Raw genomic sequence first — 12621 nt, forward strand, 5'->3', positions numbered from 1 at the left:
TTTAGCGGTTCTATGTGATGCGATGGTGTGACATTTTGCCGAGGGGACGGGCAAGACTACAATCGATAGGCTGTCTATGTCGATAGCTTGCCTGCGGCGACGTAGGCTCCATGAAAATCTGAAACCCTGAAGCCGTCACCCCCGACCCCGATCCCAGGGAGGAGAGGGAAGTCAGAAATAGCCGCTGTCTCGCTCAACTTGTCCCTTGCAAACCCAGACGAATCCCCTATGCCTACCGTTGTTGTTGCCACCGGAAACCCCGGAAAACTGAAGGAAATGCAAGCCTACCTGGGCGATTTGAACTGGGACTTGCAGCTTAAACCCGATGAGTTGGACATCGACGAAACGGGCACCACGTTTTTGGAAAATGCTCGCCTAAAAGCCTCTGAAGTGGCCAAAGCCCTAGGACAATGGGCCATTGCCGACGATTCGGGCCTAGAGGTGGATGCCCTAGACGGTGCCCCCGGTTTGTACTCCGCCCGCTATGCCGACAGCGACCCCGCTCGCATTGAGCGAGTATTGCGAGAACTGGAGGGCCAATCCAACCGGGAAGCGCAGTTTGTCTGTGCCATTGCCCTCGCTCGTCCCGATGGCACTATTGCCCTCGAAACCCTAGGCATCTGCCGAGGGGAAATCCTCACTAGCCCCAAGGGCAGCGGTGGCTTTGGCTACGACCCAATTTTTTATGTGCCAGAACTGGGACGCAGCTTTGCAGAACTTTCCCCTCCTGAGAAGGAGGCCCACAGCCACCGAGGCGTCGCCTTTCGGCAGTTGATGCCTGAGCTCAAAACGCTGGATCTGGGTCGCTGACCCTACACAGATTCAGGACAGTTTGCCAGCTCTGGATGGTGCTGTTAGCCTAATTAGGCTCGGTAGATCGCAAACTCAATGTAGAACAGCCATCTTAGCTGTCTTTCTGGCAGGCAGGATGCCCGCCCTACCGTGGTCTTTTCGATCTACTCAGGTTGGCTATCAAGGGAGATCAGCCCATTACACCTTGGGTCAGGTCGGCTGAATTCGGGAATAGCTTAAGCAGCTAGGGCGTCAGCACTTTGCCTTTGAATTGGCTGGTGTAGAGGTCGTAGTATAGTCCTCCCATTTGGAGCAGTTCGTCGTGGGTGCCTTGTTCTACGATAGCTCCGGCGTTGAGGACGAGGATTTGGTCGGCGTGGCGGATGGTACTGAGGCGGTGGGCGATGACGAAGCTGGTGCGTCCAGCCATCAGGCGGTTGAGGGCGGTTTGGATGTTGGCTTCGGTGCGGGTATCGACGTTGCTGGTGGCTTCATCGAGGATGACCAGGCGGGGGTTGGCCACCATCATGCGGGCGATGGTGAGCAGTTGGCGTTGGCCCTGGCTGAGGTTGCTGCCCCGTTCGGTGAGCAGGGTGTCGTAGCCGTGGGGTAGGCGCAGGATGAAGTCGTGGGCGTTGGCCCGCTGAGCGGCTTCGATGCAGTCGGCTTCGCTGGCTTCGAGGCGGGCGTAGCGTAGGTTGTTGAGGACGGTGTCGGAGAACAGGAAGGGTTCCTGGAGGACGATGCCGACCTGTTGGCGCAGGCTGTCTTGCTGGATATCGAACAGGTTGTGGCCGTCGATGAGGATGGCTCCGGCGTCGATGTCGTAGTAACGGGTGAGCAGGTTGATGATGGTGCTTTTTCCGGCTCCGGTGGGGCCGCAGAGGCCGATAGTTTGGCCCGGTTCGGCGATGAAGCTGTTCTGCCGCAGTACCCGCTGCCCCGGCACGTAGCCAAAGTCCACCTGGCGAAATTCCACGCGGCCCTCGATGGGGGGCAGGGGGATGGCGTGGGGGGCATCCTGCACGGCGGGGGCTTCGTCCAAAATTTGGAAGATGCGCTCGGAGGCGGAGACAGCGGCGAGGAGGAAGTCCAGGGTGTTGGCAATGTTGATGATCGGCAGGCCAAACTGGCGGGTGTATTGCAAAAAGGCGGTGACGGTGCCCACATCGGCCTGTCCGCGCAGGGTCAGCAGGCTGCCGACCAGGGCCACCAGGGCCACATCCAGGTTGGTCAGCACCAGGGTGAGGGGACGGCTGAGCAGGGCCACGAACCGCGCCCGAATGCCCACTTCCATGGCGGCGCGGCTGACCTCCTCAAAATTGGCGATGGCTTCTTCTTGGCGTTGGTAGGCAATCACCACCCGTTCGCCGCTGACGGTTTCTTCCAGGATGCCGTTGAGTTCGCCCATTTCCGCTTGCAGGGCGGCAAAGGCGGGGCCAGAAATGCGGCTGACCATGCCCAAAAAGCCCAGCACCAGGGGCACAATCACGCAGGCGGCGATGGCCATGCGCCAGTTCAGCAGCACCATAGCCAGGATGATGAACAGCACCTTGATGGTCTCGCTCAGCAGCATCCCCAGGCCGTTGCGGAAAAATTGGGCCACCACCTCGGCATCGTCGCTGACCCGGCTCATCAACTGGCCGATGGGCTGACGGTCAAAAAAGTTCAAGGACAGGGTTTGCATATACTCAAACACCTGTTTGCGTAGGACGTAGAGGGCGCGTTGGGTGACGTTGGCCAGCACCTCGCCCTGGATCACCAGCAGCAGCCAGCTCACCGCCGCCGCCGCCACCATCCACCCTGCCAACTGGGTCAGGTAGGGGCCATCGAACCCGGCGCTGAGGCTGTTGAGCCCCTGGCCTAGGAGAAACGGGATGAACAGATTCAGGGCTGTGCCGACGAGCAGCAGCACCACCACCAGGGCCATTTCCCAACGGTAGCGGGTGACATAACCGAAGAGCCGACCCAAGGCTTGCCGAGGGGGGGCCAACTCCGGCGGCGCAATTTTGACCCGATGACGACGCAGAAACCGTTTCATAGCGGGGCACCCCCTAGCTGGGATTGGTAGATGTCTTGGTAGAGGGGGCTGCTGGCCAGCAGGGTTTCGTGGGTGCCCTGGGCCACCAGTTCTCCGGCCTCCAGTAAAAAGATGCGGTCGGCGGTGAGAACGGTGCTGATCCGCTGGGCCACGTAGAGTTTGGTGGTGGCGGCCATCAGGTCTTGGACGGCCTCCTGAACGCGGGCCTCGGTGGCCATATCCAGGGCGCTGGTGCTGTCGTCGAGGATGAGGATCTTCGGCTGCACCGCCAGGGCACGGGCAATGGAAATCCGCTGCCGTTGTCCGCCGGAAAAGTTGCTGCCTCGTCTTGCCACGGGCGCATCGTAGCCCTCCGGTATGGTGCTGATGAAGCCGTGGGCATCCGCCGCTGCCGCCGCCGCTACCAGTTCCTCCTGTTCCGCCTCAGGCCGACCGTAGCCGACATTTTCCCGCACCGTACCGCTAAAGAGAACGGCCTCCTGGAGGGCAATGCCCACCCACTGGTGCAGGATTTCCGGGGCCAAATCGCGCACGTCGATGCCGTCGATCAGAATGCGGCCCTCGGTCACGTCATAGAAACGCGGGATCAGATTCACCAGGGTAGACTTACCGGAACCCGTCGCCCCCAAAAAGGCCACGGTCTGCCCCGGCTCGATGGTGAGGTTGATGTTTCGCAGCACGGGGGTGGGCGTTTCCCCCGGTGGGGCAGGATAGCCAAAGCTGACGTTCTCAAACACAATTCGGCCCTGGGTAGTCGCCGTTGCCGAGGGCAGAACGGGCTGGCTGGGTTGGTCGATGTCAGGCAGGGTATCCATCACCTCAAACATGCGCTCCGCCGAGGCTTCCGCTGCCGTCACCTGGGGGGTAATCGTGGCCAACACCACCAGGGGTACCAGGATAGTAACGAGATACTGGGTAAAGGCCATCAGTTCACCCACGGTACTGTCCCCCTGACTAACTGCTCGCCCCCCAAACCACAGCACCAAGGCCGTCGCCAGGTTCACAATCAAGAAAAAGCTGGGCTGCAACGCCGCCACATAACGCATCGGGTGCAAAGACGCCTGCCGAAAGGCCTGATTGGCCCGGTCGTAGCGACGATTTTCGTAGTCCCCCTGCACAAACGCCTTCACCACCCGCACCCCGGCGAGGCTCTCCTGCAACACCTGGTTGAGGTCGTCCAACTTCTGCTGCTGCACCTCAAACAGAGGGGAAATCTTGAACAAAAACACCGCCAAAATGGCCAGCACCGCCGGAATCACCAGCAGCAAAATCCACATCAGCCCTGGACTGTTGCGGTAGATCAAAAACAGCGCCCCCACAAACATCACCGGAGCCTGGGCCAGGGACAAAATTACCTGCTGCACCGCCCCCTTAATGGCCGTCACATCGCTGGTCATCCGCACCATTAGGTCGCTGGTGGGGAACTGATCCAGGTTGCCAAAGGTGAAGGTCTGAATTTTGCGATACTGCCGCATCCGCACCGCATGGGCCGTCCGCTCGGCAAATTGCACGGCATAGTAGGCATTGGCGATGGTAAACACCGCACTGCACACCGCAAACAACACCATCCACAGCACCGCCCGCACCATAGCATCACGATTGCCGGGAATAATGCCATCGTCAATGAGGCTTTGGCTCATCAACGGGATCAGCAGGGTAAACAGGGCCGAAATCGCCAAAAAACCCTGCGACATCCAAAAGGGTTGCTCGTAGCCCCGGTAAATCTGGATAAACCGCCGCAGATTCGGCAAAAAGCCCGTCAAAATTTTGGAATTCTCTGGTGCGAAGTTCATCTAACCCTCCTCAGCCCAGCGTCCTAGAGAATTACCACGTTTTTCCAGGCTTAGGCGGATTAATTACAAAAGCCTAACAAAGGCTCCCTTGGCTTTAGATCATCCCTCGCGTTGAACCCATAACCATCACAATCCCAGGGATTCTTCGTGCGGCGACCACAGATAAGGGTGCCTCACCAACCATCCCTGGGATAATTCAGCCCATGCTTAGGGCAATATCAACGCTCAGATATAGGGTGCTGTCGTGTGCATTTGCGAAGCCATGCACCATCCACAAACCAGCTCTAAGCAACCCAGGTAGACTTGGGCATGAGGCAGTGGACATGGTAAGCACCGGAATCCAGGCGACCAATGCGGGCATCCAGGGCCAAGCTAGCTAGGGAATAGGCATCCAGTGCTGCCAGACCTTTTTCGTCCTGGATGCGTTCAATCAGCGCGAGGGCGGCTTGGTTCATGGCTTCCATCGCGTCAGCATTCACCGCATGGGTGACAAAATCCGTGCGGGTGTCCATCATAGGCAAGGGAGCCATGGCGGGGCCGTCGGTTTTGGGCAGCATACAGTACACGCCCTTGAGCTGGTTCACCACCTCGGCCACCCGGAAATCGCCATAGGTGTTCATGTAGCGACGGGCATCGCTGCTGTTCATGCCCTTCCATTCCGCCAGAAACTTGACGGTTTCCTCTTCCATAATGCGGATGGCGGTGTTCATGTCCCGGTCGTAGCCCACGGTCATCCAGTGGGTATCAGACTCAATCCGGGGCCAAGTGAGGGGCTTGTTCTTGATTACCTCTACGGTGAGATTGAGTTCGTTAAAGGCCGATTCCACTGCCGTGAGGTTGATTTCGCCGTTGCCCTGCACTGCGTGGGAATCTCCCGACCACAGCAATGCCCCCTCCACAAACACCGGGATGTAAACCGTGGTGCCCGCTACCATTTCGCGACAGTCCATATTGCCGCCAAAGGGGCCAGGGGGAACGGTGCTGTACTGGCCGCTCTCGGCTCGGGCTACACCCAGAATGCCGGGGAAGGGACGCACAGGCAGCTCAATACCGGGCAGAAATTCCGTCTTACCCCGCGCCATATCTAAGAAGAAATGCTTGGCCTGGGGTTCGGGGAAAAGCTGCGGAAACTGGCCCAAACCCAATTCACCAGGTAGGTTCCAGTTGCAGCCGTAGGTGCGAGGCACGATTCGGTTAATTTTCACCTTCAGCACGTCGCCCGGTTCAGCCCCTTCCACAAAAATTGGCCCGGTAATGGTGTGGGGGCCACGGCCAGGATGATCCACCCGCAAACGGGTAATTTCTTCGATGGAAACGCCGGGGAGAACTTGGTTCTGAGAGGCCATCATCGTTTCCATGATGACGGTATCCCCCGACTGAATCCGAGCACGCGGGGGTTCTGCATTGTTAAACCAGCCCCACTGCACCGTTTCATCCGTGGCAGGCAGGAGGTAAACCCCTCCCTGGTATTGCCCCACAAAGCCCTCCTGCAAGGCAATCATTTCTTCCCGATTGGTTTGAGCCTTAGTCTTGGAGGGATGCAGGACAGCAGCAGCGGCAGCCGTGGCAGCAGCGCTACCGAATAAGAAATCGCGACGTTTTGCCATAGATGAAAAATCGTAAACAAACCTAATCAACAAGGATTAATTATTTGTTAAGGATTTTTCGCCGGATGTAGCAAAAAGTACATTCACCATCAAAAATGCTGAGCAAAGAAAAGACCCAGATGCCGTGACCTCCATTTAAGATCACCCCTGTTCTGTTTTGGCACAACTTTTGCAGGGCAGGGGTTTAAGGCTCCTTAATAGCGGCTCAACCTCAGCTCACTTACCCTCAAAATACTGATACCACACCCAACTCCCTACCGAAGTCAGCCCTAGCGCCACGCCACCCCCGATCCAACCGAGGCTGGGGTTGTAGCCGCCTCGACTGAGGTTCGTCATCCACAGGTGGGTGCGGTCATTGCCAAAGAGGGCGTCGGCAATGGCTGGAAACAGATACATCATCGCCGCCCCTACGATCAGCCAACCCGCCATGGAAACGAGGAGAAAGATGGTTTTGGCGGTGGATTGCTGGCCGATCATAGGGTTCGGGTTCGGGATAGACGTTGGTTGTGGGCCGTGCCCACCCTACAAAGTAGCGTAAGGCGCATTCGCGAAGCAATGCACCACCCGATCTCAGCACAATAGAACATCATCCAAAACACCAAAAACGCCCAGATCTCCTAAAGAGAAACTGGACGCTCAGGTTGCCATTTAAGGCTGGACGACTTAGGACTGGATTGAGTCCTGAGATTAGTCCTTGGTAATACGGGGGGGTTCGCGGAAAGCGATGGCAAAGAACAGGGTGCCAATGATGCAGGCAAAGATGAAGATGTAAGCGACAGCTTCCATGGTTAAAGAGCTCCTACTCTATCTATAGATAGTCTACAAGGATTTCAATGGGGTCTGCGCCCCTGAGAACTTGAAAAGCCCGACCGATGTTGCGAAACGCGGTTGGCGAAACGCTCACCAGTCGGGCCATGGGTTAAACCCTCAGATCAAGCGTGGATTAGACGCGCTCTTCGTTGCGGGTGCTGGTGTCGCCCACTTTTTGGAAGAAGCCCCACTCCACCTGTTCGGGGGAGAGGTCGGGGTCGATCCCGGCGAACACATCGCGGAACAGAGTACGAGACCCGTGCCAGATGTGGCCGAAGAAGAACAGCAGCGCAAACACAGCATGGCCGTAGGTGAACCAACCACGGGTGCTGGTGCGGAACACACCGTCAGAACCCAGGGTTTCGAGGTCAAACTCGAAGGGTTCGCCCAGTTGAGCCTTACGGGCGTAGCGCTTCAGCAGGGTGGGATCGGTGATGGTTTGGCCATCCAGTTCACCGCCGTAGAAGGTAGCGGTAACGCCCGTCTGCTCGAAGCTGTACTTAGACTCGGCCCGACGGAAGGGGATGTCGGCGCGGACGATGCCGTCCTTATCCACCAGAACCACGGGGAAGGTTTCAAAGAAGTTGGGCAGACGACGAACGCTGAGTTCGCGGCCTTCGCCATCCTTGAAGACGGGGTGCCCCAGCCAGCCCTGAGCCAGACCATCGCCTTGGTTCATGGGGCCAACCCGGAACAGACCACCCTTGGCAGGGCTGTTACCCACGTAGTCGTAGAAGGCCAGTTTTTCGGGAATTTGAGCATAGGCCGTAGCCAGGGTGCCGCCAGCGTTCACTTCAGCCTGAACTCGACGCTGAATTTCTTGCTGGAAGTAGTTGCTATCCCACTGATAGCGGGTGGGGCCAAACAGTTCGATGGGGGTGGCGGCGCTGCCGTACCACATGGTGCCTGCAACCACGAAGGCAGCGAAGAACACAGCGGCGATACTGCTAGACAGCACGGTTTCGATGTTCCCCATCCGCAGGGCCTTGTAGAGCCGCTGGGGAGGACGCACGGTGAGGTGGAACAGTCCGGCAATAATCCCCACAATGCCAGCCGCAATGTGGTGAGCCACAATGCCACCGGGGTTGAAGGGGTTAAAGCCTGCGGCACCCCACTCAGGGGCCACGCCTTGGACATGTCCGGTTAGACCGTAGGGGTCAGACACCCACATCCCAGGCCCCCAAAGGCCCGTGAGGTGGAAGGCCCCAAAGCCGAAGCAAAGAAGACCCGACAAAAACAGGTGAATCCCAAACATCTTGGGCAGATCCAGGGCCGGTTCCCCGGTGCGGGGGTCGCGGAACAGATCGAGATCCCAGAAAACCCAGTGCCAGCAGGCGGCTAGGAACAGCAGACCGGACAGCACGATGTGCGCCGCCGCCACGCCCTCAAAAGACCAGAAGCCAGGGTTCACAGCGGTTTCGCCCGTGACGCTCCAGCCACCCCAGGATTGGGTGACGCCGAGACGCGCCATGAAGGGCAGCACGAACATCCCCTGCCGCCACATGGGGTTGAGCACGGGATCGCTTGGATCAAAGGTAGCTAGCTCGAACAATGCCATCGAACCAGCCCAACCAGCCACAAGGGCCGTATGCATTAGGTGTACAGAAATCAGTCGCCCGGGATCATTGATGACGACGGTGTGTACCCGGTACCAGGGTAGTCCCATTGACTACTCTCCTCCTCTAGGTAAAACAGTGAATGTTTTGGAAGTTGTCTTAACCATGCCAGATACTGATAAGCCTATCAGATAGGGCTACCAGATCCCCCACAGCAACCCCCTTTCAGCGCCGAACTCTGGGCTTGGCCAGAACGGCTAGGGGATAGAAGCTCATTTGGTACAGATCAGATGTAACAATGAAATTGCTTAAAGAAGTGTAACTACTTCAAATGCCCCCCGCAAGCTCATTTGGCGACGATCTTGATCGCCGACGGAGCCTAAAACAACTGAGGGAAGCCGCCTAAAGCCCGGAAAACATAGCTTTAGTCAAACAACAGACGCCAACGTGAAGGAGTGTGACCCAATGGCTACTATTAAGTTTCTTAACGAAGACCAAGAGATCATTGTGGCGGATGGGGCGAATCTACGGTTCAAGGCGCTGGAGAACCGTATTGATCTATACACCTTCAGCGGCAAGCTGATGAACTGCGGCGGCTATGGCCAATGCGGCACCTGCATTGTGGATGTGGTGTCGGGCGGCGAGAACCTCTCCCCCCGGACAGCGGTGGAGGAACGCAAGCTGAAGAAGTGGCCCAGCACCTGCCGCCTCGCCTGCCAAGCCACGGTGAACGGCCCCGTCACCGTCGTCACTAAACCCAAGCGTTAGATCAAGGAGGGGCGAAGTCTCCTCGTCCACTTGTCGTCGTAGTGCTATTTTTCCTGGCGGGGAGAGTGATATTCTAAAGGCGTTATAGATGATCGCCTGGTCGAGCATCCCTTTGGTTGAGAGTAGAGGCAAGCGCTCATGGAAGTTAACAAGCTCGGTTTTGTGGCCAGCATTCTCTTTGTGTTGGTGCCCACGGTGTTCCTGCTGATTCTGTACATCCAAACCTCCAGCAAGCAAACCGGGGCCTAGCCTTGGTTTTCGGTGGATGAATTGGATAGATCCCAAAAATCAGATTATCCGGTGATATACAAAGGGCGCTGGCGGTTGTCAGCGCCTTTTTAAGGAGTACGGAACTCATCGTAGACGCCATGACGTATTGCTTAGGGATATTGGCCCGGTCGGGTCTGGTACTGGCGGCGGATTCTCGCACCAATGCCGGGGTAGACTACATCTCCTCCTACCGCAAGCTGTTTGATTTTTCGCTGCCGGGGGAGCGGGTGATCCTGCTCTGCACCTCCGGCAACCTCTCCGTGACCCAAGGGGTTGTCCACACCCTCAGCCAAGATATCAAGGGCAACCAAGCCGCCAACCTACATACGTTACCGACGATGTACGACGTGGCCCGCTACGTGGGGAAGCAAATTCGGGCCATGCAGGAGATGGATCGGGCCTGGTTAGAGAAGGATCGCATTGACTTTCAGTGCAGCTTTTTGGTGGGGGGGCAAATTATGGGCGAAGAACCTGCCCTGTTTTTGGTCTATAGCCAGGGCAACTGCATCCAGGCCACCCCAGAAACTCCGTTTTTGCAAATCGGCGAAACCAAGTACGGCAAGCCCATCCTAGACCGCACCATTCGCTTCGATGCGCCCCTGGATGCCATCGCCAAATGTGCCCTGCTGTCTTTGGATAGCACCATGCGGTCGAATCTCTCCGTGGGGCCACCGATTAACATGACCATGTATCAGGCGGATAGCTTTGTGGTCAAACACCGGGCCCAGTTCCATGCCGGGGATCCTTACCTGCTGAAAATGCGGAAACATTGGGAGGTCTCCCTGCGGGAAGCTTCGGCCAGTATGCCTGATATTGACTGGAACCAAGCCGACGAAAACTTGCTGCCCACGGAAACCGCCGACCTAGAGAAAAATTAGGGCGTCGGTTCAGAAACCTGGTTCTACCGTCGTGAAGACCAAATCTTGTGTACCTAGGCTGATACTTTCAATGCCAGGGCCGCCGCATAACCTGGGGTAGGTTGCCACTGATAGAGTTGCCAGCCCGGTTCTAGTCCTTGGGCCGATGCAATCCCCTGGGGTTCTATGGAGTGAACGTTAGGGGGCAGGGTGAGATCGACGGTGTTGAGCGGAATCGTCAGCCCCACCCCCAGCCCTTTGACGTAGGCTTCTTTGCACGTCCAATACCGCAGAAATTGGGTAGTGGCTTGGTCAAACGACAGGTTCAGCACCGATTGAGCCTCGTTCTCGCTGAGGTAGCGGCGGCAAAGTTGGGTTAACCGCTGACGGGGCTGAATGGGCTCGATATCAATTCCGACGGCGTGGCGATCACTCAGAGCAATCATCAACCAGTCGCCGCCGTGGGAGAGGTTGAAGTGAAGGGTGGGAGCCTCCACCAAAAAGGGTTTGCCGTGGGGGCCAGTGCCCAAAGTGAGGCGATTCGCAGGTTGCCCTGTCACCTGGCTCAGCCATTGTCGCAGCACGGTACGGCTCGCTAAAAAGGCGTGTCGCCGCTGTTGGTGATGAATCTCGCTTGCCCGGTGCTGCTCCGCTGGGCTCAGGGCTTGGAGATTGGACGTTATGGCGGCTAGGGGCAGGGCCATCACCACGCTATCCGCCACCCGCCAAACCTTGGCCGATGGATCCGGAGATCGGGGCAACAGCCTATCGGAGGGGTGACTACGGAACTGCAACCTATCCACAGCTTCCGTAGGGATCGTGATGGGGCATCGGTCGAATTTCGGCATTACTACGGAGTTAGGATATAAAGAGTCTTCTGCATTTTCCCTTCCTGAATCAGGGTATCGCCTTGCCCGCGTCATCGTCGTCTTCCTCCCCTACCGAACCCCACCCTCCCCAGCCCCACGTCTGCATTGTGGGCGGCGGATTTGGCGGGCTCTACTGTGCCCTCGCCCTCCAACGTTACCAGCGGCGAACGGCCCCCACCTTTCGGATTACCCTAATAGAACCCAGGGATCGATTTCTGTTTACGCCCCTGCTCTACGAGGTGTTGACCGACGAACTCAAACCCTGGGAAATTGCCCCCAGCTACCGGGATCTGATTGGCCCCTACCCCATCGACCACTGCCAAGACTGGGTCGAGCAGATCGACATTCACCATCAGCACATTACCCTACGGCAGGGCGAAACGCTGGCCTACGATTACTTAGTGGTAGCCACCGGAAGCCGTCTCAAACCGCCCGCTACCGAGGGCAGTCACCATGCCATGCCCTTCACCACCTTGGAAGATGCCTGGACGCTAGAAAAACGGTTAGCCGAGCTAGAACCCACCGCCACCGAAGCCAATCCCATCCACATTGTTGTCACGGGGGCAGGGCCGAGCGGGGTAGAACTGGCCTGCAAGCTGGCGGATCGCCTAGGGCGGCAGGGGCACATCACCGTCCTAGACCGACGGGCGGTAATTTTGCGATCCCATTCCCTAGCCATTCAGCGGGCGGCCTCTAGGGCGATGGCCAAACGGGGCATTGAGGTATTTACCGATGTGGCGCTCGAAGTCGTGAAGGCGAATCAGGTGGTGTACCAGCACGATGGCCGTACCCACCATTGCCCTGCCGATATTGTTGTTTGGACGGTGGGCACCATTCCGCAACCTTGGCTAGGGATGGAGATTCCCAAGCAGTCTCCCTTGGCCCAATGCCTGGTTAAACCGACCCTGCAACTCTTGGACTACGAGAACGTCTTTGTGCTGGGCGATCTGGCCGAAATGCCGGGGCCAAACAAAAGCCGTGCCCCCATGACGGCCCAAGCCGCTTACCAGGCCGCTCCCGTGGTGGCACACAACCTTTGGGCCAGCGTCCACCATCGTTCCCTGCGCCCCTTTCACTACCATCACCTGGGCAATATGCTCACCCTAGGCAAGGGTGAAGCGGTGGTGCATGGGCTTGGCCTCTGCCTAACTGGACGATTGGGGGCCATTGCCCGTCGCTGGGGCTACTGGCTACGGTTGCCCACCATCCACCATCGCTGGCGAGTGTTCAAGCACTGGCTGGGCTTCGGCAAATAGTC

The 12621-nt window shown here is 57.8% G+C and carries 12 protein-coding genes; 5 read left to right on the forward strand and 7 right to left on the reverse strand.

Translation table 11 applies throughout. The annotated features are described in order from the left end of the window. Positions 1-228 precede the first annotated feature (228 nt). On the forward strand, positions 229-810 hold the full coding sequence (gene rdgB, locus GFS31_RS13900; protein WP_198805382.1) for an RdgB/HAM1 family non-canonical purine NTP pyrophosphatase: 582 nt from the start codon (positions 229-231) through the stop codon (positions 808-810). Between the two features lie 226 nt (positions 811-1036). On the opposite strand, the gene GFS31_RS13905 is transcribed toward rdgB, so the two are convergent. From GFS31_RS13905 to psbB, 6 genes are all read right to left on the reverse strand, one after another. Further along, complete coding sequence (locus GFS31_RS13905; RefSeq protein WP_198805383.1) at positions 1037-2833, reverse strand: ABC transporter ATP-binding protein; 1797 nt, start codon at positions 2831-2833, stop codon at positions 1037-1039. Continuing rightward, positions 2830-4626, reverse strand: coding sequence for an ABC transporter ATP-binding protein (locus GFS31_RS13910; RefSeq protein WP_198805384.1), 1797 nt, complete (start codon positions 4624-4626; stop codon positions 2830-2832). Before GFS31_RS13910 ends, GFS31_RS13905 begins: the two co-directional genes overlap by 4 nt. 284 nt (positions 4627-4910) lie before the next feature. Continuing rightward, the gene (locus GFS31_RS13915) at positions 4911-6233 is read right to left on the reverse strand and encodes an acetamidase/formamidase family protein (protein WP_198805385.1); all 1323 of its coding nucleotides are present in this window, start codon (positions 6231-6233) and stop codon (positions 4911-4913) included. Between the two features lie 216 nt (positions 6234-6449). Next, positions 6450-6710 carry a hypothetical protein gene (locus tag GFS31_RS13920; RefSeq protein ID WP_263974840.1) on the reverse strand — a complete coding sequence of 87 codons (261 nt, stop codon included), beginning with the start codon at positions 6708-6710 and terminating at the stop codon, positions 6450-6452. Positions 6711-6920: 210 nt separating this feature from the next. Further along, a complete protein-coding gene (locus GFS31_RS13925; RefSeq protein ID WP_198805386.1) occupies positions 6921-7019 on the reverse strand; it encodes a photosystem II reaction center protein T in 99 nt (32 codons plus the stop codon). A gap of 157 nt (positions 7020-7176) precedes the next feature. Next, a complete protein-coding gene (gene psbB / locus GFS31_RS13930; RefSeq protein WP_198805387.1) occupies positions 7177-8709 on the reverse strand; it encodes a photosystem II chlorophyll-binding protein CP47 in 1533 nt (510 codons plus the stop codon). A gap of 355 nt (positions 8710-9064) precedes the next feature. Between psbB and GFS31_RS13935 the strand changes: the two genes are divergently transcribed. The 3 genes from GFS31_RS13935 (at position 9065) to GFS31_RS13945 (ending at position 10515) form a co-directional block, all read left to right on the forward strand. Next, positions 9065-9367 (forward strand): 2Fe-2S iron-sulfur cluster-binding protein, encoded by a 303-nt coding sequence (locus GFS31_RS13935; protein WP_198805388.1) that lies wholly within the window; start codon positions 9065-9067, stop codon positions 9365-9367. A 138-nt stretch (positions 9368-9505) separates the two neighbouring features. After that, complete coding sequence (gene psbM, locus GFS31_RS13940; protein ID WP_169611793.1) at positions 9506-9616, forward strand: photosystem II reaction center protein PsbM; 111 nt, start codon at positions 9506-9508, stop codon at positions 9614-9616. A 119-nt stretch (positions 9617-9735) separates the two neighbouring features. Then, on the forward strand, positions 9736-10515 hold the full coding sequence (locus tag GFS31_RS13945) for a proteasome-type protease (RefSeq protein ID WP_198805389.1): 780 nt from the start codon (positions 9736-9738) through the stop codon (positions 10513-10515). A gap of 53 nt (positions 10516-10568) precedes the next feature. Here the strand turns inward: GFS31_RS13945 and GFS31_RS13950 are convergent, their stop codons facing one another. Continuing rightward, positions 10569-11255, reverse strand: a complete 687-nt coding sequence (locus GFS31_RS13950; protein ID WP_198805390.1) for a 4'-phosphopantetheinyl transferase family protein — start codon at positions 11253-11255, stop codon at positions 10569-10571. A gap of 149 nt (positions 11256-11404) precedes the next feature. Between GFS31_RS13950 and GFS31_RS13955 the strand changes: the two genes are divergently transcribed. After that, on the forward strand, positions 11405-12619 hold the full coding sequence (locus GFS31_RS13955; RefSeq protein ID WP_198805391.1) for an NAD(P)/FAD-dependent oxidoreductase: 1215 nt from the start codon (positions 11405-11407) through the stop codon (positions 12617-12619). Positions 12620-12621: the final 2 nt, after the last annotated feature.

It is taken from the genome of Leptolyngbya sp. BL0902 (assembly GCF_016403105.1).
Classification (GTDB): domain Bacteria; phylum Cyanobacteriota; class Cyanobacteriia; order Phormidesmidales; family Phormidesmidaceae; genus Nodosilinea.

Coding starts and splice junctions, on each gene's coding strand:
- psbM (WP_169611793.1), top strand. CDS start 9,506: ATGGAAGTTAACAAGCTCGGTTTTGTGGCCAGCATTCTCTTTGTGTTG.
- GFS31_RS13925 (WP_198805386.1), bottom strand. CDS start 7,019: ATGGAAGCTGTCGCTTACATCTTCATCTTTGCCTGCATCATTGGCACC.
- GFS31_RS13905 (WP_198805383.1), bottom strand. CDS start 2,833: ATGAAACGGTTTCTGCGTCGTCATCGGGTCAAAATTGCGCCGCCGGAG.
- GFS31_RS13935 (WP_198805388.1), top strand. CDS start 9,065: ATGGCTACTATTAAGTTTCTTAACGAAGACCAAGAGATCATTGTGGCG.
- GFS31_RS13920 (WP_263974840.1), bottom strand. CDS start 6,710: ATGATCGGCCAGCAATCCACCGCCAAAACCATCTTTCTCCTCGTTTCC.
- GFS31_RS13915 (WP_198805385.1), bottom strand. CDS start 6,233: ATGGCAAAACGTCGCGATTTCTTATTCGGTAGCGCTGCTGCCACGGCT.
- rdgB (WP_198805382.1), top strand. CDS start 229: ATGCCTACCGTTGTTGTTGCCACCGGAAACCCCGGAAAACTGAAGGAA.
- GFS31_RS13910 (WP_198805384.1), bottom strand. CDS start 4,626: ATGAACTTCGCACCAGAGAATTCCAAAATTTTGACGGGCTTTTTGCCG.
- psbB (WP_198805387.1), bottom strand. CDS start 8,709: ATGGGACTACCCTGGTACCGGGTACACACCGTCGTCATCAATGATCCC.
- GFS31_RS13945 (WP_198805389.1), top strand. CDS start 9,736: ATGACGTATTGCTTAGGGATATTGGCCCGGTCGGGTCTGGTACTGGCG.